Below are 23,351 nucleotides of genomic sequence, written 5' to 3'. Positions count from 1 at the left end.
CGGTCGCCGTTCGGACGCGTCCCCCCGGATGCGCCGTCCTCGGGAAGCATCTCGTCCTACCCTCCCCCCTGCGCGGATGAATCCGCCGCGTCTGACCGACCGCTCGGTAGGCGGTACGGGTCGTCCCAGAGCAAAGCTGCGTGGCGACCGAGCGTAGAGGAGCCGCCCCCAGCAGGATCCTCGCCCCCGGCCTCTATGCGCAACGACCTGAGAGCGTCGGGTAGTCGGTGTATGCCCTTGCGGGAGGAGAGTTCCCGCAATTCGTCCCGAAAGGCTGGATCGACTCCCCCGCGCCGGTCCCAGACGACGATCGGCACACCCGCCCGCAGGGACTCACCCAGCTCATCGACCCCGGGGCCCCCGTCGCCGCCGCCCCCGGGCGGATCGCTGAGGACCACCATCACCGGCTGCGGCTCGGTGAGCAGATGGGCGCGGCCCTCGTCGGGGAACCAGTGCACGGGCCCTCCGCAGGCGGTCACCAGGGCGTCCCAGCGTTTGGCCCAGCGTCCATGCGTGTCCGCGCGTTCCATCCTTTCGAGGCTGCGCAATACCACCGGGTGGTCCTCCCCGAGGGCGCCGTCCGCGCCGTGGAAGCCCTGTTTCGCCCATCTCTCGACCGGCAGGTCCAGCAGGTCCCTGGGCAGCAGGAACTCCAGGGTCAGGTCCTCCTTCCAGAAGTAGGCCCAGCCCGTCTCCGCCTCCTCCACCAGCGTCTTCACCCGCTCGGGCAGATCGGCCAGATCGACGCGCACGTCCCCGCCGCGCACCGGGTACGGCTCCGGTCCGTCGATCTGCCACCAGTACGACAGGAGCCGCTCCTCGCTGTGATCGGGGTCGGGCAGGGGGCGCAGCCGGACCAGCAGGCAGGCGCCGGGCGCCCAGACGGCGTCCGCGGCGTCGTCCTCCGGCAGCGGGACGGAGGCGGCGGCCGGCACGCGGGCGGGGCGGGTGGTCACGTCCGTGGCCACGGGGGAGCTGCCCGCGCCGGCCGGCAGATCGCCGCCGACCCGGGCGGCTACGGGCACCGCGGCGGCACTCGCCCTGGCCGGGGCGGCGGAGGCGGCCGTGGTCTGCGCGCCGGCCCCGACCGGGTGCGCGGCCGGCGCACCGGGATACATGTCGGGGCGGATCAGGTGCTCCTCCACCCACTCGAACAGGTCGTGCTGCTGTTGGCCCTTGGCGTAGTGCGCGAGGTGCTCGACCAGCAGGACGCAGGGCAGCGGTTCGCCGGGGCGGGCGTTGAACGTCGCCGCGTGCAGCACCGCCGACCACGGCTCCGCGCAGTGGACCGGCAGCGGATCCGGGCGCCCCAGGGCCTCCCGGAAGATGCCCGGGACGTCCAGCACCTCCAGACCGCTGAGCAGGGACATCAGCCGTTCCCAGCTCTGCGGCGGGAAGAGCGGCACCTCCGCGAGCGCGATGGCGGTGCGCACCCGGCCCATGTGCCGGGTCTCGCCCTCCAGCGTCGAGACCACGCTGCCCAGCACCTGGATGCCGTCCGGATACGGCATCACCTCCCTGAGCAGGATCAGCAGCGAGAACCGCCGCCGGCTGCTGTCGGGCAGGGCGATCGTGACCCCCAGCGCGCGGCCCACCTGGCGGGCGCACTCCTGCAGCAGTCCGGACTCCTCGAAGCACGGGACGGCGTCCAGCGCGTCGAGCAGCACTTTGGGCGGCCCCCAGGCCCCCTGGGCGAGCGTCACGGAGCCTCACCCCCCGCGGTGGTGGGCCACAGTTCGTCGATGAGTTCCAGCACGGCACCCGCGGGCGCCGAGTCGCCGTCCAGCAGCCGCAGGGCGTCGACCAGGGCCTGCCTGCCGTCGCGGTGGTCGGCGCAGGCCTGGACGACGTAGAAGAGCTGGAGCCGGGGGCGCGGGCTGGTGCGGACGGCGCGGCGGATGGGGGCCGGCAGCAGGCGGCGCAGCGCCGCCGCGTCGTCGTCCTCGACCTGAGGCACGTTCAGCAGGGCGTCGGCCAGGGCGAACTGGCTCTTGTCGGACGGCGGTTCGGGGGACCTCCGCGGCGCGGGCGACCGGGGCGGCACGAGGGCCGGGGCGATCGCCGGCCACAGGCGGGCCGCCGACTCCAGCGGGAGCATCCAGGCCACCTTGGCCTGCCGGTCGGTGTAGGCGGCGGTGACCAGGCCGACGACCCGCCGCGCCGCCGGATCCCATACGCCGGCTCCGCTGAACCCGCGTTCCACCGGGACGCCCGTCGTGCCGAGTCCCTCCAGCTGGATCCAGTCCCGGTGCGGCCCGCCGCGCCCGGTCAGACGGGCTAAGGACCACAGGCCGTCGGGCGCCCCGGCCGGGTGGCCGTACACGCCGACCTCGCGCCGGTCGGGCTCCCCGCACGGGCCGAGCCGCGCCGGAAGCACGTGGGCGGGTGGCGACCAGTCCGTGCTCAGGACGGCGAGATCCCCGTCCGACCCGCCGGCCAGCGGACCGGGAAACCATCCGTCCGGCACGACGGTGGCCTCGCCGGCCTCGGCGTCCGGCCGCCCCGGAACGTCCACGACGACGGACCCCCGAGGCACGCCCCCGGCTTGCCCGCCGGCCGCCCCGAGGGCCGACGTCACCACGTGCGCGCAGGTCAGCACGGTGCCCGGCCGTACCAGAACCCCGGCCCCGTGCACGGACCCGCGCGCCGACAGAACGCGTACCCGTCCCAAGGGCGACGCGCCCGTCATCTCCCCGTTGACCACTGCCCCGTCCCTTCCCCCGCGTGCGGCCGTCGTACCGGACGGCGCCCACCTGTGAACCAGCGTACGAAGCGCATGCGCCCGGTACACGGGTCATGCGTATCCCGGAGCTTTACCGGTTGCGCCTTGGGCGAATCATCGGTTCACGGGCGGGCGCGCGGCGTCACAAGGGGGCGCACACCCGGATCCGTCAACCGTCTCCTGCCCGCATCACACCCCGGCACTCCCATGGCGCGCTCGCCCATCCGGCACGGGTCCGCCGGACTGTGCTAGGGTTTTGGCGTTGCAGTTGTGGTACCCATGAACCTATGTGCGCCTGACGGGAATGTTTCTCCTACAGGCGCATTATTTGTTTTCCGGCATCTCCGGATGGGGCCTCTGCCTACAGAAGGAGAAAGTCATGGCACAGGGAACCGTGAAGTGGTTCAACGCCGAAAAGGGTTTCGGCTTCATCCAGCAGGACGGCGGCGGCCCCGACGTCTTCGCCCACTACTCGAACATCGCGACCCAGGGCTTCCGTGAGCTCCAGGAGGGCCAGCGGGTCTCCTTCGACGTCACGCAGGGCCAGAAGGGCCCGCAGGCGGAGAACATCGTCCCCGCCTGATCGCCGGGCGCGTATCTGCTCACCGGGGTCGGCACCGACATGGTGCGGACCCCGGTTTGTGCTGTTTCGAGGAAGGCAGACCACCCACCGCATGTCCCGCAGACCCCAGAAGCCGAACAACCGGCGCGCCTCGTCCCGCCCGTCGTCCTCGTCGCCGTCGTCGCCGAGGGAATTCCGGCTGCCGGAAAGTACGACGCCCGCTCTTCCCCCCGTTGAGGACTTCGCCGGTCTGGACATGCCCGCGGGGCTGCTGAACACCCTCACCGCGCAGGGCGTGACCGCGCCCTTCCCCATCCAGGCCGCCACGCTCCCGAACTCCCTCGCCGGTCGTGACCTGCTGGGACGGGGTCGTACCGGCTCCGGCAAGACCCTCGCGTTCGGGCTGGCGCTCCTGGCCCGCACGGCCGGACTGCGCGCGGAGCCCAAGGCGCCCCTCGCCCTCGTGCTGGTGCCCACCCGTGAACTCGCCCAGCAGGTGGCGGACGCGCTGACCCCGTACGCGACGGCGGTGAACCTCCGGCTGGCCACGGTGGTCGGCGGGCTGTCCATCACCAAGCAGGCCGGTGCGCTCCGGCGCGGCGCCGAGGTACTCGTGGCGACTCCCGGCAGGCTCAACGACCTCGTGGAACGCGGGGACTGCGTGCTCGACGGCGTACGCATCACGGTGCTGGACGAAGCCGACCAGATGACCGACATGGGCTTCCTGCCGCAGATCACCAAGCTGATCCAGCAGGTGCGGCCCGACGGACAGCGCATGCTCTTCTCGGCCACCCTGGACCGCAACATCGACCGCCTGGTGCAGCGGTTCCTGACCGACCCGGTGGTGCACTCCGTGGACCCGTCCGCGGGAGCGGTGACCACCATGGAGCACCATGTGCTCCACGTCCAGGACGAGACCGACAAGAAGGCGGTCACCACGCGCATCGCGGCGCGTGACGGCCGCGTCATCCTCTTCCTCGACACCAAGAGGTCCGCAGACCGGCTCGCCAAGCGTCTCCTCGCCGTCGGTGTCCGCGCGGCGGCACTGCACGGGGGCCGCTCCCAGCCGCAGCGCAACCGCACCCTGGAACAGTTCAAGAACGGCCAGGTCACCGCGTTGGTGGCGACGAACGTCGCGGCCCGGGGCATACACGTCGACGACCTCGACCTCGTGGTGAACGTCGATCCCCCCACCGACCACAAGGACTACCTCCACCGGGGCGGCCGCACGGCTCGCGCCGGCGGCTCCGGCAGCGTGGTCACGCTGGTCCTGCCCGACCAGAGGCGGGACGTCACCCGGCTCATGTCGGACGCGGGCATCCGTCCCCGGACGGCGAGCGTCAAGTCGAACGACGAGGAACTCGCCACCCTCACCGGAGCCCGCGAGCCCTCCGGGGTGGCCGTCACCATCGAGGTACCCCAGCCCACGCCACCGACGGCGTCCCGCCCGGCCCGCAAGACCGGCACCGAGCCCGGCCGGCGCTCCGGCCGCCGACGCCGCAACAGCGGCGGAACCGGCCCGGTGACCGGCGCCGCCACCGACCCGGGCGCCCGCAACCGCCGTGCCCCGGCCGGGGCGGCAGCGGCCGGTACGGCTGCCGGCACCTCCGCCTCCGGCGGCCGCGGTTCCGCCCGCCGAGCGGGATCAGGCGGGGCCGGTGCCGCCGGCCGGTCGGGATCCGGCGGGGCCAAGGGCGGTGCCGCCGGCACGGGCGGCCGCGGTTCCGACCGCCGGTCCGCGACCGGCTCCGCCTCCGGCAACTCAGCCCGTGTCCCGGGCCGCCGCCCGGCGCCCGGAGGAGCCACACGCGGCTCCTCCAGCACGGGCGGCCGTGGCTCTTCCGGCGCGGGCGGACGCGGCTCCGACCGTCGTGGCTCCGCCACCTAGTGCTGTGACCGGAAAGGTTCACCGGCTCGCGACGGCCGGCACGGCACTCCCCCAGCCTTCGGCCGGGGGTACCCCCACGCCGCGTTGTCGCATCACCCGAGTACATCCAGTACGCGGGTGATGCTCCGCCTTGCGAGGCTCCCCCACTGCCTGAAGGGCGTGGGAGGTGCCCCCGGCACCGGACGCCGCGAGCTTCCCGGCAAACCTTCCCGGCCACAGCACTAGTGCGGAGTACTTAGTACGGCATCGGCGCGCGCAGCCGCGTCCGGACCGGGCGACCGGTCGCGGCTGCGCGCGCCGATCGCATGCGTACCCTCCGGACGCGTCCGCCCGAGCCCTGCGAAACCCCGGCTCAGGGCCACACAAGGCAGTAGGGCTGATGCCCCGCCTCATGCAGCCGGTGGCTGAAGTCCTGCCACTCGTGCAGCAGCTGGTACACGTTGAACGCGTCCCGCGGACCGCCGCGGTCCGGGACCGTGGACCAGATGAAGGCGGCCGCGCCGACCGCTTCCTCGCCGATGTCGCGCAGGGGGTCGACCGCGGTCGTCGGGAGTTTCACCACCGCGTAGTCGGGGTGCAGGACGACCAGCTCGAGCGGCGGCACCTTGTGCAGGGGCACGCCCTCGATGCCGGTCAGCACCATGGCGGCCATCGTCTCCGGCTTGATCTTGGTGAACATGCCGCCCATGCCGAGCTCGTCGCCGCCGAGTTCCTCGGGGCGCATCGAGATCGGGACGCGGGCCGCCGTCGCGCCGTCGGGCGCGCCGAAGTACTTGTACGTCACCCCCACCCGACCACCATTCCTGCTCCCTGCTCCCAGCAGCTCGGACCGGCCCTCGCCTCGCCGGTCGGTCCGCTCGGACTCACTCGGTACATCCCGTGCCTGGCGGGCTTCGCTCGCTTCCTCAGCGTCGCGCCGGTGCCTTCCCCGCCGGGCACGTCGAGGACCCAGGCCGTCAGTCCCCTCGCCCAGTCCGCCACCGCGATGCATATCTCCACCCGACTGCTTTTCTAGGACGCGTGGCCCCCGCCGCGCAACCCGATCATCGTGTCAGTGACCTCCCCCGCGGCCGCCCGCCGAAACGTGCGCCGAAACTTCTGCCCGCGGGATCCGGGCGGTCCCCGACACGACCCTTCGCTTGTTCATACGTACGCGGAGCCCAGTTTCGCAGATGGGCCGCTCCGAATCCTCGAATCCGCCGCTCGGCGCACCCGGATCCGGCCGGACCCGGCCGCTCCGCCCCGGGCCCGCCGCCGTCACTGGCCTACCCTGAACAGGTCACTGCCCACCGTATTCGGAGAACCCCCGAGAAGTCGGAGAAGTCGCAGGTCATGAGCGAACTGCCATATCCCTACGAAGCCCCTGTCTCGCAGGCGCTGTTCGACCGTGCGGCGGCCGTCACGCCCGGCGGCGTGAACTCGCCGGTGCGCGCCTTCCGCGCCGTGGGCGGCACGCCCCGGTTCATGGTCTCCGGCAGCGGTCCGTACCTGAAGGACGCCGACGGGCGGGAGTACGTCGACCTCGTGTGCTCCTGGGGTCCGATGATCCTCGGGCACGCGCACCCCGAGGTGATCGCCGCCGTGCAGGAGGCGGTCGCGCACGGCACGTCCTTCGGGACGCCCGGTGAGGGCGAGGTCGCCCTCGCCGAGGAGATGGTGAACCGGGTCGGCCCGCTGGAGCGGGTGCGGCTGGTCTCCAGCGGCACCGAGGCCACCATGTCCGCGATCCGGCTCGCCCGCGGCTTCACCCGGCGGTCCAAGGTGATCAAGTTCGCCGGGTGCTACCACGGGCACGTCGACTCCCTCCTCGCCGCGGCCGGGTCGGGGGTCGCCACCTTCGCCCTGCCCGACACCCCCGGCGTCACCGGCGCCCAGGCCGGCGACACGATCGTGCTGCCGTACAACGACCTCGACGCCGTGCGCGCCGCCTTCGCCGCGCACCCGGGCGAGATCGCCTGTGTGATCACCGAGGCCTCGCCGGGCAACATGGGCGTGGTGCCGCCGCTGCCCGGGTTCAACCAGGGACTCAAGGACCTCTGCGGCGAGAACGGCGCCCTGTACATCTCCGACGAGGTCATGACGGGCTTCCGCACCAGCCGGGCCGGGTGGTACGGCGTCGACGGGGTCGAGCCCGACCTGATGACCTTCGGAAAGGTGATGGGCGGCGGATTCCCGGCCGCCGCGTTCGGCGGACGCGCCGACGTCATGGCGCACCTCGCCCCCGCCGGGCCCGTCTACCAGGCCGGCACCCTCTCCGGGAACCCCATCGCCACCGCCGCCGGGCTCGCCCAGCTTCGCCTGCTCGACGACGCGGCGTACACCAAGGTCGACTCCGTCTCGCAGCAGATCCAGGCCATGGTCTCCGAGGCGCTGACCAAGGAGGGCGTGGCGCACACCCTGCAGAACGCCTCCAACATGTTCTCCGTGTTCTTCACGGACCGCCCGGTGCGCGACTACGAGGACGCCAAGGCGCAGGAGTCGTACCGCTTCACCGCGTTCTTCCACGCGATGCTGGCGAACGGCGTCTACCTGCCGCCCTCGTCCTTCGAGTCCTGGTTCGTCTCCACCGCGCACGACGAGACGGCACTCCAGCGGATCGCCGACGCCCTTCCGGCGGCGGCCCGTGCGGCGGCGGAGGCGACGGCATGAGCGACACCCCCGAGAAGAACGGCCGGGACGACATCACCGTCGTCCACCTCATGCGGCACGGCGAGGTCGAGAACCCGGACGGGATCCTGTACGGGCGGCTGCCCGGCTACCACCTGTCCGAGCTCGGACGGAAGATGGCCGAGCGGGTCGCCGAGCACCTCGCCCCCCGCGACATCACCTATGTCGTCGCCTCCCCGCTGGAGCGGGCGCAGGAGACGGCGACGCCGATAGCGAAGGCGCACGGACTCGACCTCGCCACCGACGAGCGGCTGATCGAGGCGGCCAACGTCTTCCAGGGCAAGACCTTCGGCGTGGGCGACGGCGCGCTGCGCCGGCCCGCCAACTGGAAGCACGTGGTCAACCCGTTCAAACCGTCCTGGGGCGAGCCGTACATCGACCAGGTGGTGCGCATGATGGGCGCGCTGAACGCGGCGAAGGACGAGGCGCGCGGACACGAGGCGGTACTCGTCAGCCACCAGCTGCCGATCTGGATCGTGCGCTCCTACGTGGAGCGGCGGCGGCTGTGGCACGACCCGCGCAAGCGGCAGTGCACGCTCGCCTCGCTGACGACGTTCACCTACCGGGGCGACCGGATCGTCTCCGTCGGCTACACCGAGCCGGCCCGCGATCTGGTCCCGGCCCATCTCCTCGCGGGCGCCAAGCCGGTGAAGGGGCAGGGCAAGGCGTTCGGCGCGTAACGAAGCGCGCGTAAGGAAGGGTGCGGCACGGGCGGGGACCGCACGGTCCCGCCCGTTGCCGCACCCTTCCTTTGTGTTTGTTGTGAAATTCATATCGACTCGCGGAACCCCCGTGTTCGTCCCCGCCTCTGAGTGAGTGACCACCAGCGGCAGTGACGGATCGGGGATCTCATGCGCACCTTCTCCCGAAGGGGACTACTCGGCCTCGGCGCGGGGGCCGCGGCCGCCGTCGGGCTCACGGGCTGCGGCAGCGTCAAGTCCTCGGACCCGGGCCGCACCGGTGCCTCCCCCAGCGCGAGCACGCCCAGCCCGCGTGCGCGTACGACAGCCCCCGCGCGCCTCATCGGCGACGGCTCGACCTCGTTCACCGGCAAGCAGCCGCACCAGCCGGCCGCGCCGGTCCCGCTGGAGCCGGGCGAGACCCCGCCGCAGTTCGTCGTCTTCTCCTGGGACGGGGCCGGCGAGGTCGGCAACGGGCTGTTCCCGCGCTTCCTGGACCTGGCCAGGCAGCACGAGGCGCACATGACCTTCTTCCTCTCCGGGCTCTACCTGCTGCCGGAGTCGAAGAAGCGCCTGTACGACCCGCCGAACAACCCGCGCGGCGCCTCCGACATCGGCTATCTGACCGACGACCACGTCAAGGCCACGCTCACCAACGTCCGCCGCGCCTGGCTCGAGGGCCACGAGATCGGCACCCACTTCAACGGCCATTTCTGCTCCGGCCACGGCTCGGTCGGGGGCTGGACGCCCAAGCAGTGGCGCAGCGAGATCGACCAGGCCAAGGCATTCGTGAAGGAGTGGCGGACCAACACCGGCTGGACCGATCTGCCCGCCCTGCCCTTCGACTACGACAAGGAACTCGTCGGCGGCCGCACCCCCTGCCTGCTCGGCCAGAACCAGCTGCTGCCCACCGCCCGCGAGCTCGGCTGGCGTTACGACGCCTCCTCGCCCGGCGGCCGCCAGGTGTGGCCGGACAAGCGGCTGGGCATCTGGGACCTGCCGTTGCAGCAGATACCGTTCCCCGGACGCCGGTTCGAGGTGCTCTCGATGGACTACAACATGCTCGCGAACCAGTCCGTCAACTCCACCAACGCTCCGGCCCACAACCACCCGGGCTGGCGCAGGCAGTCCACGCAGGCCTACATCCAGGGCTTCAGGCGGGCATGCGAGACAAACCGGGCGCCGTACTTCATAGGCAACCACTTCGAACAGTGGAACGGCGGCATCTACATGGACTCCGTCGAGGAAGCCTTCAAGCACATCGCGCGGGAGAGGGAGAAGGGCGCCGACGTGCGCATGGTCTCCTTCCGGCAGTTCGTCGACTGGATGGACGTGCAGAAGCCGGAAGTGCTGGCCAAGCTGCGCACCCTCGACGTCGGACAGCGGCCGGCCGGCGGCTGGAAGGAGTTCCTCGGGGACGCCGGAAGCACCGGCACGCCGAGCACGGAGGGCCCCTCGAAGGCGGCCTGAAATGCACTTTTCCGGTCGTGAGGGGGGTGCGCAAGATCCCCGGAAGGGGCATGCGAAACTTTTCACATGAGTGCCGTCAGTCGTGCCCCCCAGTGCTCGAACCGGGCGAACCGCACGCCCCGTCCGCGCCGCACGCGTTCGAGCCGTGTCCGTGGCCGCGCCGCCCTGCTCGCCGCCGGGGGCGCCGCACTGGCACTCGCCCTGTCCGCCTGCGGCTCCGGCGGCACCTCCGGCGGCTCGGGCAACACCAACTTCATCACCGGCGCCGACGGCATCGCGACCGTGCCGAAGGGCGACCGCAAGCCCGCGCCCGACCTGTCCGGCAAGACCCTCGAGGGCAAGCAGCTCGACATGGGCGCCTACAAGGGCAAGGTCGTCGTCCTGAACGTCTGGGGCTCCTGGTGCTCGCCGTGCCGCGCCGAGGCGTCCAACCTGGCGAAGGTGGCCAAGGACACCGCCGGCAAGGGCGTGCAGTTCGTCGGCATCAACACGCGCGACACCAGCACCCAGCCGGCCCTCGCGTTCGAGAAGCAGTTCGACGTGTCGTACCCGAGCCTGTACGACCCGACCGGCAAGCTCATGCTCCGCTTCCAGAAGGGCACCCTGAACCCGCAGATGATCCCCACCACGATCATCGTCGACCGGGACGGGAGGATCGCCGCGCGCGCCCTCCAGGCGCTCAGCGAGGACAAGCTGCGCAAGATGCTCGACCCGGTCGTCGCGGAGAAGTGAGCCGCCGTGCTACTGGCCGCAGCCACTGATCCCAATCAGACGGTGTTCAGCGGAGCCCTGCTGCTCGCGCTGCCCGTCGCCGTACTCGGCGGACTCGTCTCGTTCTTCTCCCCCTGCGTCCTGCCGCTCGTCCCCGGCTACCTCTCCTATGTGACCGGGGTCACCGGCACGGACCTGGCCGAGGCCCGGCGCGGACGGATGACCGTCGGCGCCGGCCTCTTCGTCCTCGGCTTCACCGTGGTCTTCGTCTCCGGCGGGGCGCTGTTCGGGTTCTTCGGGCAGACCCTCCAGGACTACAAGGGCACCCTGTCCAAGGTGCTGGGCGTGCTCATGATCCTCATGGGCGTCTTCTTCATGGGCCTGATGCCCTGGCTGACCCAGCGTGAGTTCCGCTTCCACATGCGCCCCACCACGGGCCTGATGGGCGCACCCGTGCTCGGGGCCCTGTTCGGAGTCGGCTGGACCCCGTGCATCGGCCCGACCCTCGCCTCCGTGGTGGCGCTCTCCTCGACCCAGGCCAGCGCCGGGCGCGGAGCCCTGCTGACCGTCGCCTACTGCGCCGGCCTCGGCATCCCGTTCGTGCTCACCGCGATCGCCTTCCGCAAGGCGCTGGGAGCCTTCGGCTGGGTCAAGCGCCACTATGTCTGGGTGATGCGCGTCGGCGGCACGATGATGATCGTGACCGGCGTGCTGCTGCTGACCGGCGCCTGGGACCGGCTGGTGCAGGAGATGCAGACGTGGTCCACCGGCTTCACTGTGGGGATCTGATCCATGAGCAAGACGCCAACCAGTACGACGGACGACGAGACCCCGGTGGTGGTGCCGCCCGGCGACGACGACCTCGGCGCCGCCGGGTCCCAGTTGTCCACCGCCCCCACCGAGACGTCCGTCCCCGGCTCCTTCGGCGGCAACCGGGCGCCCGGACTGGCCGGCCGGCTCGCCTGGACGTGGCGGGAGACCGTCGGCTGGGCCCGCTGGTTCTGGCGGCAGCTCACCTCCATGCGCGTCGCGCTGATGCTGCTGTTCCTGCTCTCCCTCGGCGCCGTCCCCGGCTCGCTGATCCCGCAGAGCGGCACCGACGCGCTGAAGGTCGAGGCCTTCCGGCAGGCGCACACGACGCTCGCGCCCGTCTACGACAAGCTCGGCCTGTTCCACGTCTACAGCTCGGTGTGGTTCTCCGCGATCTACATCCTGCTGTTCGTCTCCCTCATCGGCTGCATCGTGCCGCGCACCTGGCAGTTCGTGGGCCAGCTGCGCGGCCGCCCGCCGGGCGCCCCCAAGCGGCTGGACCGGCTGCCCGCGTACACCACCTGGCGCACCGCCGCCGCCCCCGAGGAGGTCCGCGGGGCCGCGCTGAAGATCCTCAAGCAGCGCCGCTTCCGCGCCCTCCCCGACGGTGACGCCGTCGCCGCCGAGAAGGGCTACCTGCGCGAGGCCGGCAACCTCGTCTTCCACATCGCGCTGATCGTGATGCTGATCGCCTTCGCCTGGGGCCAGTTGTACAAGACCGAGGGCAACAAGCTGATCGTCGAGGGCGACGGCTTCTCCAACACCCTCACCCAGTACGACGACTTCAAGTCCGGCAACCTCTTCAACGACGACGACCTGGTGCCGTTCAGCTTCAACCTGAAGAAGTTCACCGGCACCTACGAGCGCACCGGCCCCCAGAAGGGCACGCCGCGCGTGTACCGGGCGGACATCACCTACAGCCTGGGCGCCCACGGCCAGGAGCGGAAGGCGAGCATCTCGCCCAACCACCCGCTGAGCGTCGACGACGCCCGGGTCTACCTCGTCAGCCACGGCTACGCCCCCACCGTCACCGTCCGGGACGGCAAGGGCCAGGTGGTCTACCGCCAGGCCGTGCCGCTGCTGCCGGTCGACTCCAACGTCACCTCGCAGGGCGCGATCAAGGTGCTCGACGGCTACAAGAACGCCCAGGGCAAGACCGAGCAGCTCGGCTTCTCCGCGTTCTTCGTGCCGACCTTCGCCGGTGCCGGCAAGGGCACGATGTTCTCCCAGTTCCCGGCGCTGGACTTCCCCGTCCTCGCGCTGACCGGCTACCACGGCGACCTGGGCGTCGGCGCGGGCGTCCCGCAGAACGTCTACCAGCTCGACACCAAGAACCCGAACCTCAAGCAGTTCAAGGACGCCAAGGGCAACCCCATCGCCGCCCGGCTGCTGCCCGGCGAGACCATGACGCTGCCGAACGGCGCCGGCTCCATCACCTTCGACAAGGACATCAAGGAGTGGGCCGGCTTCCAGATCGTGCAGCAGCCCGGCACCGGCTGGGCGCTCACCGGCGCGCTCGCCGCCATCGCCGGACTGGCCGGCTCCCTGTTCATCCAGCGCCGCCGCGTCTGGGTGCGGGCCGTGCGGGGCGCCGACGGCGTGACCGTCGTCGAGATGGCGGGCCTGGGCCGCAGCGAGTCCGCGAAACTCCCCGAGGAGCTCGGCGACCTGGCCGCCCTCGTCCACGACAAGGCGCCCGCACAGGCCGACGCCGACCCCGACCGGGAGCCGGACGCCGGCACCCCCGTACCCGCCGAAGGGGCTGAGGAGAAATGACTCTCGCCGCCGCGACCGAGCTAGCCACGGCGACCAACGAAAACCTGGCCAACATCAGCAACACGCTGATCTACTCCGCGATGGCCGTCTACACCCTGGCCTTCTTCGCGTACATCACCGAATGGCTCTTCGGCAGCCGCAGCAAGGTGGCCCGCACGGCCGCCGCGCTGACCGCCAAGGACGGCGCGGCCACGGCGCAGGGCCCGGCCGTGGCGGTGAAGTCCGCCGGGGGCACCGCCGTGCTGGAGCGCCCCAAGGTCGTCGTACGGTCCGCCGCCGGCGCCCGCGACGTGCCCGACGGGCCCGGCGCGCACGGCGGGGACGAGAAGGGCGACCTGTACGGCCGGATCGCGGTGTCCCTCAGCGTCCTCGGCTTCCTCCTCGCGCTCGGTGGCGTGATCGCCCGCGCGGCCTCCGTGCAGCGGGCGCCGTGGGGCAACATGTACGAGTTCAACATCACCTTCTCCACGGTCGCGGTCGGCGTCTACCTGCTGCTGCTCGCGCTGAAGAAGAACGTGCGCTGGCTCGGCCTGTTCCTGACCACCACCGTCCTGCTCGACCTCGGCCTCGCGGTCACCGTGCTCTACACGGCGAGCGACCAGCTGGTCCCGGCCCTGCACTCGTACTGGCTGTACATCCACGTCTCCACCGCGATCTTCTGCGGCGCGGTCTTCTACGTCGGCGCGGTCGGCACCCTGCTGTACCTGTTCAAGGACTCCTACGAGAACAAGCTCGCCTCCGGCGGGAAGCCCGGCCGCTTCGCGACCTCCGTCCTGGAGCGGCTGCCGGCCTCGGCGTCCCTGGACAAGTTCTCCTACCGCATCAACGCCGCCGTCTTCCCGCTGTGGACGTTCACGATCATCGCGGGCGCGATCTGGGCCGAGTCCGCCTGGGGCCGCTACTGGGGCTGGGACCCCAAGGAGACCTGGTCCTTCATCACCTGGGTCGCCTACGCCTGCTACCTGCACGCCCGCTCCACGGCCGGCTGGAAGGGCCGCAAGGCCGCCTACATCGCGTTGATCGCGTTCGGCTGCTGGCTCTTCAACTACTACGGCGTGAACATCTTCGTCAGCGGCAAGCACTCGTACTCGGGCGTCTGACCGGCCCCTCGGCGACACTGGTGTCATGACCGGTTCCATCGAACAGGGCACCAGCCGGATCCACGGGAACACGCACCTCCTCACCTTCCTGGTACGGCTCCCCAGACCCATGGAGCAGGTCTGGCCGGAGCTGACCACACCGGAGGGCCTCGCGCGCTGGTTCACCGGCGCCGACGAGCTGGAACCCCGGCTCGGCGGCGCGGTGAGCCTGCGCGGTCTCGGCAGCGGGCGGATCACCGCATGGGACGTGGACCGGGTCGCCGAGTACACCGTGGAGGGCGGCGGCCGCATCCGCTTCCACCTGGAGCGCGACGGCGCGGACGGTTCCGTGCTCCGCTTCACCCACGAGTTCCGGGGCGAGACGGAGTCGGAGCCGCGCTGGCGAGCCCGCTTCGAACGCCTGATCGAAGTGGTTACGCGCCAATGTCCTCGTTCCACAGATCCGGATGCCTCCCGGTGAAGTCCCGCATCAACGCGACGCACTCCGCGTCGTCCAGGACCACGATCTCCACACCGTGCTCCGCGAGCCAGCCGTGCCCGCCCGTGAACGTGGCCGCCTCACCGACCACCACCCGCGAGATGCCGAACTGACGGACCAGGCCGCTGCAGTACCAGCAGGGCGAGAGGGTCGTCACCATCGTCGTGAGAGCGCCGGACGGGAAGTGATGGCCGTGGACCCTCGCGACACCTCCCGGCGGTGCCCCGAATGCGGGCACACCGCCAAGGAGAACCGGCCCACACAGGAGAAGTTCCACTGCCAGGCGTGCGGCCACTCGGCGCACGCGGACACGGTGGGCGCCCTGAACGTTCTACGGGCCGGGCTGGTCCGTCGCGAAGCTCAACCCGCTTAGCGAGAAGCCACCCGGTTTACGGGGTGGAGGAGTCACGCCCTCACTGTGCTGACGACGCGCGCGCGTCGCACGGCAACGGCCGGCGCCCGCCCCCGGAAGCCGCGCGCGCCGCACTCTGTACCCTGACTCGATCATCGCCGCACGCGCGGCAGTTGGCCCCGGTGGGTGGGAGGGAACGGTCATGGTCGCTGCTCCGGTTCTGGAGGAGCTGCGGGACGTCTGCCAGCCGCAGGCGAAACTGGCGAGCCGCAACGGTGAGCACTGGGCGGGCCGCCTGTACATGCGGAGGATCTCGCTGCGGTTCACCCGGCAGCTGGTGCGCACCCCGGTGACCCCGGACCAGCTGACCTGGACCATGGTGGTGTGCGGGACGGCCTCCGGCGCCGCGCTGCTGATCCCGGGCCTGACCGGGGCCGTCCTGGCCGTCGTGCTGATGCAGCTGTTCCTCCTCTTCGACTGCGTGGACGGCGAGGTCGCCCGCTGGAAGGGCCAGAACAGCGCGGCCGGCATCTACGTCGACCGGCTCGGCGCCTACCTCGCGGACGCCGCCCTGATGGTGGGCGCCGGCTTCCACGCGGCCCGGTCCGGCTTCGGCGGCTGGGTGTCGCTGGGCCTGGCGACCGCCCTCGGCGTGGTCCTGCTGAAGGCCTCCACCGACCTGGTCGACGTGGCCCGGGCCCGGCGCGGGCTGGCCGTCGCCGACGACGAGTCGACCCGGCCGCGCTCGCAGGGCGTGGCCACCGTGCGCCGGCTGGCCGCCGCGTTCAAGATCCACCGGGTGACCAACGGCATCGAGGCGTCCCTGCTCCTGCTGGCCGCGGCCATCGGCGACACCGTCACCGGCGGCGCCGACGTCACCCGCTGGGCGTTGATCGCCCTCGCCGTCATCACCTGGGTGATGGTCCCGGCCCACCTGCTGTCGATCCTGTCGTCGTCCCGGCTGCGTTAGTGCTGTGACCGGAGAGGTTCACCGGCTCGTGACGCCCGGCGAACCTTTCCCGTCACGGCACTGGAGAGCCGCGCCCACACCGCCGTCGTGACCCCGCGCGCGGCCGCCCCGGTCACCTGCTTGGGGTGATCGCATCGGAAGGGGGTGCGGCTGTTCGGGCGTCGTGCGTACGGTCGCATGCCGGGTGCCGGGTGCCGGGTGCCGGGTGCCGGGTGCCGGGTGCCGGGACAAGGACTGGGGGGATGGCGGCGGCGGTGCGGGAGGCCGACGGGGGCGGGATGTCGAAGTGCCCCGGCGGTTCGGCTCTGTCCATCGGTCCCCCTGGAGTACGGCTGGTGCCCCGTTACTGAGTGAGGACCATCAACTCCGTACCGCGCCCTGGGCGCAAGCCGGTATCGAACGTCAACTGTGTGCCGGATGTGGAGAGTTGGCGAACAGGGGCGGCTCGTCGCCCCGGTGGCGGCTCAGGTGCTCTTCGGCTCCTCGCCGTTCTCCTTGCGGCGCAGTTCCTCCTCGCGGCGGCGCAGATCGGCCTCCCAGTTCTTCAGCAGGTCCTCGTCCTTCTTGTTCTCCTCGGCGAGGGACTTCAGGAAGGCGGGGTTGTCGTCCGGGGCGACGTAGTCGAGCCGCTGGTTGCGGTGCCACTCCGAGGGCGTGCGGCCGTTCGCCGGAGGACGGCGGTCCTTGCCCGCGGCGAGCCAGGCGATCGAGCCGACGATCGGGAAGAGCAGGATGATGAAGACCCAGGCGACCTTGGGAAGGTGCTTCGCCTCGTCCTCGGGCGTGTTCAGGCAGTCGATGAACGCGAAGATCATCAGTGCCAGCGGCACGACGTAGTACAGCAGCACCCTGAGCATGTCGGAAAGCCCCCTGGGAAGCGGTGGTGGGGCCCTGCACCGGCCCCGTGACGGGGCCAGGGTAGCCGCTCGGGGATACTGGACCCCATGGCGTACGACGATCTTCGTTCCCTGCTCAGGGCGCTGGAGCGCGAGGGAGACCTCAAGCGCATCAAGGCCGAGGTCGACCCGTATCTGGAGGTCGGTGAGATCGTCGACCGGGTACAGAAGTCGGGCGGCCCCGCACTGCTCTTCGAGAACGTGCGCGGCTCCGCGATGCCCCTGGCCATGAACGTCTTCGGGACCGACCGGCGGCTGCTGAAGGCCCTCGGCCTGAAGTCGTACGGCGAGATCTCCGACAGGATCGGCGGGCTGCTGCGGCCAGAGCTGCCGCACGGCTTCGTGGGCATGCGCGAGGCGTTCGGCAAGCTCGGCGCGATGACGCACGTACCGCCGAAGAAGGTGAAGTCCGACAACGCCCCCGTGCAGGAAGTGGTCCTGCACGGCGACGACGTCGACCTCGACGCCCTGCCGGCCCTCTTCACCTGGCCCCAGGACGGCGGCTCCTTCTTCAACCTGGGACTCACCCACACCAAGGACCCGGAGAGCGGCGTCCGCAACCTCGGGCTGTACCGCCTCCAGCGCCACGACAAGCGCACCATCGGCATGCACTGGCAGATCCACAAGGACAGCCGCAACCACTACCAGGTCGCCGCCCGGCGCGGGGAGCGGCTACCGGTGGCGATCGCCTTCGGCTGCCCCCCGACCGTGACGTACGCGTCGACCGCGCCCCTCCCCGGCGACATCGACGAGTACCTGTTCGCCGGGTTCATCGCGGGCAGGCGGATCGAGATGGTCGACTGCAAGACCGTCCCGCTCCAGGTCCCGGCGAACGCCGAGGTCGTCCTGGAGGGCTGGCTGGAGCCCGGCGAGATGCTGCCCGAGGGGCCGTTCGGAGACCACACCGGCTTCTACACCCCGCAGGAGCCCTTCCCGGCGCTGACCATCGACTGCGTGACGATGCGCAAACGGCCCCTGCTCCAGTCGATCGTCGTGGGCCGCCCCCCGACGGAGGACGGGCCGCTCGGCCGTGCCACCGAGCGCTTCTTCCTGCCCCTGCTGAAGATCATCGTCCCGGACATCGTGGACTACCACCTGCCCGAGGCGGGCGGCTTCCACAACTGCGCGATCGTCTCGATCGACAAGAAATACCCCAAGCACGCCCAGAAGGTGATGCACGCCATCTGGGGGGCACACATGATGTCGCTGACCAAGCTGATCGTGGTCGTCGACTCCGACTGCGACGTGCACGATCTGCACGAGGTCGCCTGGCGGGCCCTCGGCAACACGGACTACGCCCGCGACCTCACGGTCGTGGAAGGTCCCGTCGACCATCTCGACCACGCCTCCTACCAGCAGTTCTGGGGCGGCAAGGCGGGCATCGACGCGACGAAGAAGCTGCCCGAGGAGGGCTACACGCGGGACGGCGGGTGGCCGGAGATGGTCCTCTCGGACCCCGACACGGCCGCCCTGGTGGACCGCCGTTGGAAGGAGTACGGCCTGTGAGCTCGGCGTCCGCCGCGATCCCTCAGCCGGGACGCACCAAGGCCTTCCTGCGCCTGGTGATGATCGAGCACTCGATCTTCGCGCTGCCCTTCGCCTACATCGCCTCCCTGACCGCGATGTACGACTGGGACAGGACCATCCACTGGGGCAGGCTGCTACTCGTCACCGTGGCGATGGTGGGGCTGCGCACGTTCGCGATGGCCGTCAACCGGATCATCGACCGGGAGATCGACGCCCGTAACCCGCGCACCGCGCAGCGCGAGCTGGTGACCGGCGCGATGTCGGTGCGGCACGCCTGGACGGGCGCGCTCGTCGCGCTCGTCGTGTTCCTGGCGGCCGCGGCCCTGCTCAACCCGCTCTGCCTGGCCCTCGCCCCCATCGCGGTGATCCCGATGGTGGTCTACCCCTACGGCAAGCGGTTCACGAACTTCCCGCAGGCCATCCTGGGCCTGGCCCAGGCGATGGGCCCGATCGGCGGCTGGCTGGCGATCTCCGGCAGCTGGTCCTGGGAGGCGGTGATCCTGGGCCTGGCCGTCGGCATCTGGATCGGTGGCTTCGACCTCATCTACGCCTGCCAGGACGTGGAGACCGACCGCGAGATCGGCGTGAAGTCGGTCCCGGCCCGTTTCGGCGTCCCCGCCGCCATCCGGGGAGCGCGGGCCTGCCACTTCGTCACCACCGCGCTGTTCGTCTGGTACGCGGTCGCCACCGGCGCCGGCGCCTTCTTCTGGCTGGGCCTGATCGTCGTCGCGGGCGCCTTCGTCTACGAGCACACGATCGTCCGCCCGCACGACCTGTCCCGCCTCAACCGGGCGTTCTTCAGCGTCAACGGGTTCATCGGTATCGCCCTTTTTGTGTGCGCGCTGCTGGATCTGCTGGTGCGCGGTCTCACGGTCTGATCCCTCGCGGTTTGGATCATGAGTACTGACGGATAGGCTCGACACATGAAGCCAGGAGAAACGCGGCGCGCGCCTTGGATCGTGGGGGTGTCCGGAGCGTCCGGCACGCCGTATGCGGCCGCTGTGCTGCGTGCGCTGCTCGACGCCGGACAGAGCGTCGACCTGGTGGTCAGCCGGGCCTCGCGGCTCACCCTGCTCGACGAGACCGGCATCTCCTTCCGGGACGCCCACTGGGGGGACGACCTGCGTGAATGGCTGTCCCTCGGCGCCGACGGCAAGCCCAGCACGTTCGACGTGGACATCACCGGGGTGCGGCACTGGAGCGCCGGTGACCTGGCGGCCGGTCCGTCCTCGGGGTCGTACCCGGCGAAGGGCATGCTGATCGTGCCCGCCTCGACGGCCTGTGTGGCGGGCGTCGCCCTCGGGCTGTCCAAGGATCTGCTGCAACGGGCGGCGAGCGTGACCCTCAAGGAGGGCAGGCCGCTGGTCGTGGCCGTACGGGAGACCCCGCTGAACGGCCAGACGCTGCGGCACCTGGTGGCACTGGACGACGCGGGCGCCACCGTCCTGCCCGCCTCGCCCGCCTTCTACGCCGGGGCGACGCACATCCAGCACCTCGTGGACTTCGTCGCCGGCCGGGCCCTGGACGCGGTGGGCGTGCCCCACCGTCTCTACCGTCGCTGGGAGGGCGAACTGGGCGGCTCCCGGCCCGCGTGAGCGTCGGGCGGCGCTCTCCAGCAGTACCAGCACCACTCGACACTTCAGGAACTTTCTTCAGATCTCTCGTCGGATCTCTTCAGTGGAAGGCTTCGATCGCATGGACGCGGTGGACAGGCAGCTCATCCAGGCCCTGAGGGAGAACGGCCGGGCCTCATACGCGGAGCTGGGGCGCCTCGTCGGCCTGTCGGGACCGAGCGTCACCGACCGCATCAACCGGCTGGAGGCGGCCGGTGTCATCACCGGCTACCGCGCCACCGTGGACGCCGCCTCGCTCGGTCTCGGCGTCACCGCCCTGATCGGCATCTCGCTCTCCGACGCCGCCGACCACGAGGACGTGGCGCAGCGGCTGAAGGACCTCTCCGAGATCGAGGACTGCTGGTTCATCGCCGGCGACGACTCCTTCATGCTCAAGGTCCGCGCCTCGGACGTCGACGGACTGGAGAGCATCATCCGGCGGCTGTCCGGGACCAAGGGCGTCTCCCGGACCCGTACCACCATCGTGCTGTCCACGAAGTGGGAGAACCGGGTGGGTGAGCTGCCCGAGGAGGTCTGATCCTCCAGGCGCGGAGCGCCGTTTGGGGGCACCCCCGCCCGGAGGGTGGGGGAGTACGGTGGTCGCAGTCTTCAGGAAAGAGGTAGAGGCATGGACGTCGGGCTCAAGCGCGAGCTGGAGGAGAAGGTGAGGGCGGGCGTCCGCCTGACCCGTGAGGACGGCATCGCGCTGTACGAGTCGGACGACCTGGCGTGGCTCGGCGGTCTCGCCCACGAGGTGCGCACCCGCAAGAACGGCGACGTGGTGCACTTCAACGTCAACCGGCACCTCAACATGACGAACGTGTGCACCGCGTCCTGCGCGTACTGCTCCTTCCAGCGCAAGCCGGGCGAGAAGGACGCGTACACGATGCGCATCGAGGAGGCCGTGAAGCTGGCCAAGGCGATGGAGTCGGAGAACCTCACCGAGCTGCACATCGTCAACGGCCTGCACCCGAACCTGCCGTGGCGCTACTACCCGCGTTCCCTGCGCGAGTTGAAGGCCGCACTGCCGGACGTGTCGCTGAAGGCGTTCACGGCCACCGAGATCCACCACTTCGAGACGATCTCCGGGCTGTCCGCCTCCGAGATCCTCGACGAGCTGATCGACGCCGGTCTGGAGTCCCTGACCGGCGGCGGCGCGGAGATCTTCGACTGGGAGGTCCGGCAGCACATCGTCGACCACCGCACCCACTGGGAGGACTGGTCGCGCATCCACCGGCTGGCGCACGAGAAGGGCCTGAAGACCCCGTGCACCATGCTCTACGGGCACATCGAGGAGCCCCGCCACCGCGTGGACCACGTGCTGCGGCTGCGTGAACTCCAGGACGAGACCGGCGGGTTCCAGGTCTTCATCCCGCTGCGCTACCAGCACGACTTCGTCGACGTGCAGGACGGCAAGGTCCGCAACCGCCTCCAGGCCCGTACCACCATGGCGACCGGCGCGGAGGCGCTGAAGACCTTCGCCGTCTCGCGGCTGCTCTTCGACAACGTCCCGCACGTCAAGGTGTTCTGGGTGATGCACGGCGTGCAGACCGCGCAGCTCGCCCTCCAGCACGGCGCGGACGACATGGACGGCTCCGTGGTCGAGTACAAGATCACGCACGACGCGGACAACTACGGCACCCCGAACAAGCTGACCCGCGAGGACCTGCTGGACCTGATCCGCGACGCCGGCTTCCGCCCGGTGGAGCGCAACACGCGCTACGAGATCATCCGGGAGTACGAGGGCCCGGACCCGGCGCGCCGCGAGTCGCCGCAGCCGATGCGGGTGTGAGCCCGCGCGTCCCGCGCACCCCGTGACGTCGCCGGCCGGGCGGGTACCCGTCCGGCATGGCCACCGCGAAGGCGCCCGAGGACGCCTACACCGCCGCGCCCTTCGTGCCCGAGCGCGCGGACCTGGCCGCCCTGCGCGAGGCGGCGGCGGGCTGCCGGGGCTGCCCGCTGCACCGCGACGCCACGCAGACCGTGTTCGGCGCCGGGGACACCGGCGCCCGGGTCATGCTCGTCGGCGAGCAGCCCGGGGACCAGGAGGACCGGCGGGGCCGGCCGTTCGTCGGGCCCGCCGGGAAGGTGCTGGACCGGGCTCTGGCCGAGGCGGGCATCGACCCGGGCGAGACGTATGTCACCAACGCGGTCAAGCACTTCAAGTTCACCCGGTCCGGGCCCGGCAAGCGCCGTATCCACAAGGCGCCGAGCCTGCGCGAGACGGCGGCGTGCGGGCCCTGGCTGGCGGCCGAACTCAGGCTCGTGGAGCCCGAGCTGATCGTGGTCCTGGGCGCGACGGCCGGGAAGGCCCTGCTGGGCTCCTCGTTCCGGGTGACCGAAGTGCGCGGGACGGTGCTGGAGGAGGAGATCCACGGGCGCCGGGAGCGGCTGGTGCCGACCGTGCACCCCTCGTCCGTGCTGCGCGCGGACGACCGGGAGGCCGCGTACCGGGGGCTGGTCTCCGACCTGAAAGTGGCTGCGCACGCCCTGGTGTAATAGATACTATCGCCCGATGCCCCTTACTTTCACTCTTGATCCTTCCGTCGACCCCGCTCTGCGCGACGGCGTCCTCGACCTGTGGACCGATGTCACGAACGCCGGCGGGGCGGTCGGCTTCGTGCCGCCCGCGACGCGGGAGGAGATACGTCCGGAACTGGTCAAGCAGTTCCTCGCGCTGACCGAGGGCCGTGCCCGGCTGCTGGTCGGCCACGACGAGGAGGGCCGGGTCGCCGCCACCGCCTTCCTGACCCTCAACACCCACCGGCTGATGACGCACTGGCTCTGGCTCTACACGGTGATGGTGCACCCGCGCCACCAGGGCCGGGGCTACGGACGGGACCTGCTGGCGGCCGCCGCGGACGCGGCCGGCGGCTTCCCGGGCATCGACGCGATCCGGCTCACCTGCCGGGGCGGGCTCGGCCTGGAGCGGTTCTACGCCTCCTGCGGCTACAAGGAGGTCGGGCGGGTGCCCGGCGCCATCCGGGTGGAGCCGGGCGACGACCGGGACGACGTGATCATGCTTCTGCCGCTGACCTGAGGCTTTACCGGTCCTTGGCACCCCCTTGCGTGATCCGGCGTCCGGCGTGCTTCACTGGACGGTGCCCCTTTGGGAACCTTCGGAACGGA

The 23,351-nt window shown here is 71.0% G+C and carries 22 protein-coding genes and 2 pseudogenes; 19 read left to right on the top strand and 5 right to left on the bottom strand.

Going from position 1 to position 23,351, the window contains the following annotated elements; translation table 11 throughout:
* Positions 1–56: 56 nt before the first annotated feature.
* A complete protein-coding gene (locus TNCT6_RS12945; RefSeq protein ID WP_141359515.1) occupies positions 57–1,703 on the bottom strand; it encodes a hypothetical protein in 1,647 nt (548 codons plus the stop codon).
* A complete protein-coding gene (locus tag TNCT6_RS12940; RefSeq protein WP_253266405.1) occupies positions 1,700–2,689 on the bottom strand; it encodes a trypsin-like peptidase domain-containing protein in 990 nt (329 codons plus the stop codon). The genes TNCT6_RS12945 and TNCT6_RS12940 overlap by 4 nt, the downstream gene beginning before the upstream one ends.
* 412 nt (positions 2,690–3,101) lie before the next feature.
* Here TNCT6_RS12940 and TNCT6_RS12935 point away from each other — a divergent pair, with 412 nt between their 5' ends.
* Positions 3,102–3,305 carry a cold-shock protein gene (locus TNCT6_RS12935; RefSeq protein ID WP_023544341.1) on the top strand — a complete coding sequence of 68 codons (204 nt, stop codon included), beginning with the start codon at positions 3,102–3,104 and terminating at the stop codon, positions 3,303–3,305.
* 91 nt (positions 3,306–3,396) lie between these two features.
* Positions 3,397–5,172, top strand: coding sequence for a DEAD/DEAH box helicase (locus tag TNCT6_RS12930; RefSeq protein WP_141359513.1), 1,776 nt, complete (start codon positions 3,397–3,399; stop codon positions 5,170–5,172).
* Between the two features lie 352 nt (positions 5,173–5,524).
* Here the strand turns inward: TNCT6_RS12930 and TNCT6_RS12925 are convergent, their stop codons facing one another.
* Positions 5,525–6,163, bottom strand: coding sequence for a hypothetical protein (locus TNCT6_RS12925; RefSeq protein ID WP_141359512.1), 639 nt, complete (start codon positions 6,161–6,163; stop codon positions 5,525–5,527).
* 341 nt (positions 6,164–6,504) lie between these two features.
* On the opposite strand from TNCT6_RS12925, the gene hemL reads away from it, so the two are divergent.
* From hemL to TNCT6_RS12885, 8 genes are all read left to right on the top strand, one after another.
* Positions 6,505–7,821 (top strand): glutamate-1-semialdehyde 2,1-aminomutase, encoded by a 1,317-nt coding sequence (gene hemL, locus TNCT6_RS12920; RefSeq protein ID WP_141359511.1) that lies wholly within the window; start codon positions 6,505–6,507, stop codon positions 7,819–7,821.
* Positions 7,818–8,519 (top strand): histidine phosphatase family protein, encoded by a 702-nt coding sequence (locus tag TNCT6_RS12915; RefSeq protein WP_141359510.1) that lies wholly within the window; start codon positions 7,818–7,820, stop codon positions 8,517–8,519. The genes hemL and TNCT6_RS12915 overlap by 4 nt, the downstream gene beginning before the upstream one ends.
* A 171-nt stretch (positions 8,520–8,690) precedes the next feature.
* A complete protein-coding gene (locus TNCT6_RS12910) occupies positions 8,691–9,989 on the top strand; it encodes a hypothetical protein (RefSeq protein ID WP_141359509.1) in 1,299 nt (432 codons plus the stop codon).
* A gap of 66 nt (positions 9,990–10,055) precedes the next feature.
* The gene (locus TNCT6_RS12905; RefSeq protein ID WP_141359508.1) at positions 10,056–10,721 is read left to right on the top strand and encodes a TlpA disulfide reductase family protein; all 666 of its coding nucleotides are present in this window, start codon (positions 10,056–10,058) and stop codon (positions 10,719–10,721) included.
* A gap of 6 nt (positions 10,722–10,727) precedes the next feature.
* A complete protein-coding gene (locus TNCT6_RS12900) occupies positions 10,728–11,489 on the top strand; it encodes a cytochrome c biogenesis CcdA family protein (RefSeq protein ID WP_141359507.1) in 762 nt (253 codons plus the stop codon).
* A 3-nt stretch (positions 11,490–11,492) separates the two neighbouring features.
* Complete coding sequence (locus TNCT6_RS12895; RefSeq protein WP_141359506.1) at positions 11,493–13,286, top strand: cytochrome c biogenesis protein ResB; 1,794 nt, start codon at positions 11,493–11,495, stop codon at positions 13,284–13,286.
* Positions 13,283–14,386 carry a c-type cytochrome biogenesis protein CcsB gene (gene ccsB, locus TNCT6_RS12890; protein ID WP_141359505.1) on the top strand — a complete coding sequence of 368 codons (1,104 nt, stop codon included), beginning with the start codon at positions 13,283–13,285 and terminating at the stop codon, positions 14,384–14,386. Before TNCT6_RS12895 ends, ccsB begins: the two co-directional genes overlap by 4 nt.
* A 25-nt stretch (positions 14,387–14,411) precedes the next feature.
* The gene (locus TNCT6_RS12885) at positions 14,412–14,846 is read left to right on the top strand and encodes an SRPBCC domain-containing protein (protein WP_141359504.1); all 435 of its coding nucleotides are present in this window, start codon (positions 14,412–14,414) and stop codon (positions 14,844–14,846) included.
* Here TNCT6_RS12885 and TNCT6_RS12880 read toward each other — a convergent pair.
* A pseudogene (locus tag TNCT6_RS12880) lies at positions 14,800–15,030 on the bottom strand (nucleoside deaminase); the annotation flags it as partial. The gene TNCT6_RS12885 and the pseudogene TNCT6_RS12880 overlap by 47 nt on opposite strands.
* Here TNCT6_RS12880 and TNCT6_RS12875 point away from each other — a divergent pair.
* A pseudogene (locus TNCT6_RS12875) lies at positions 15,019–15,237 on the top strand (zinc ribbon domain-containing protein); the annotation flags it as partial. The pseudogenes TNCT6_RS12880 and TNCT6_RS12875 sit on opposite strands and share 12 nt — an antisense overlap.
* Before the next feature lie 181 nt (positions 15,238–15,418).
* Complete coding sequence (locus tag TNCT6_RS12870; RefSeq protein WP_141359503.1) at positions 15,419–16,186, top strand: CDP-alcohol phosphatidyltransferase family protein; 768 nt, start codon at positions 15,419–15,421, stop codon at positions 16,184–16,186.
* A gap of 464 nt (positions 16,187–16,650) precedes the next feature.
* Here TNCT6_RS12870 and TNCT6_RS12860 read toward each other — a convergent pair whose 3' ends face one another.
* Positions 16,651–17,043 (bottom strand): PLD nuclease N-terminal domain-containing protein, encoded by a 393-nt coding sequence (locus TNCT6_RS12860; RefSeq protein ID WP_141359501.1) that lies wholly within the window; start codon positions 17,041–17,043, stop codon positions 16,651–16,653.
* An 87-nt stretch (positions 17,044–17,130) separates the two neighbouring features.
* Between TNCT6_RS12860 and TNCT6_RS12855 the strand changes: the two genes are divergently transcribed.
* The 7 genes from TNCT6_RS12855 (at position 17,131) to TNCT6_RS12825 (ending at position 23,262) form a co-directional block, all read left to right on the top strand.
* Positions 17,131–18,588, top strand: coding sequence for a menaquinone biosynthesis decarboxylase (locus TNCT6_RS12855; protein ID WP_141359500.1), 1,458 nt, complete (start codon positions 17,131–17,133; stop codon positions 18,586–18,588).
* Positions 18,585–19,487, top strand: coding sequence for a menaquinone biosynthesis prenyltransferase MqnP (mqnP, locus tag TNCT6_RS12850; protein WP_141359499.1), 903 nt, complete (start codon positions 18,585–18,587; stop codon positions 19,485–19,487). Before TNCT6_RS12855 ends, mqnP begins: the two co-directional genes overlap by 4 nt.
* Before the next feature lie 45 nt (positions 19,488–19,532).
* Positions 19,533–20,204: a UbiX family flavin prenyltransferase gene (locus tag TNCT6_RS12845; protein ID WP_141359498.1), complete on the top strand. Its 672-nt coding sequence runs from the start codon at positions 19,533–19,535 to the stop codon at positions 20,202–20,204.
* A gap of 100 nt (positions 20,205–20,304) precedes the next feature.
* Positions 20,305–20,760, top strand: a complete 456-nt coding sequence (locus tag TNCT6_RS12840) for an Lrp/AsnC family transcriptional regulator (protein ID WP_141366372.1) — start codon at positions 20,305–20,307, stop codon at positions 20,758–20,760.
* Positions 20,761–20,850: 90 nt separating this feature from the next.
* Positions 20,851–22,014, top strand: a complete 1,164-nt coding sequence (gene mqnE, locus TNCT6_RS12835; RefSeq protein WP_141359497.1) for an aminofutalosine synthase MqnE — start codon at positions 20,851–20,853, stop codon at positions 22,012–22,014.
* A gap of 56 nt (positions 22,015–22,070) precedes the next feature.
* Positions 22,071–22,721, top strand: a complete 651-nt coding sequence (locus TNCT6_RS12830) for a UdgX family uracil-DNA binding protein (protein ID WP_141359496.1) — start codon at positions 22,071–22,073, stop codon at positions 22,719–22,721.
* A gap of 16 nt (positions 22,722–22,737) precedes the next feature.
* On the top strand, positions 22,738–23,262 hold the full coding sequence (locus TNCT6_RS12825; RefSeq protein WP_141359495.1) for a GNAT family N-acetyltransferase: 525 nt from the start codon (positions 22,738–22,740) through the stop codon (positions 23,260–23,262).
* The last annotated feature ends 89 nt before the right edge of the window (positions 23,263–23,351 follow it).

It is taken from the genome of Streptomyces sp. 6-11-2, from assembly GCF_006540305.1.
In the GTDB taxonomy this organism is placed as follows: domain Bacteria; phylum Actinomycetota; class Actinomycetes; order Streptomycetales; family Streptomycetaceae; genus Streptomyces.
This window is presented reverse-complemented; position numbering and strand designations above follow the sequence as displayed.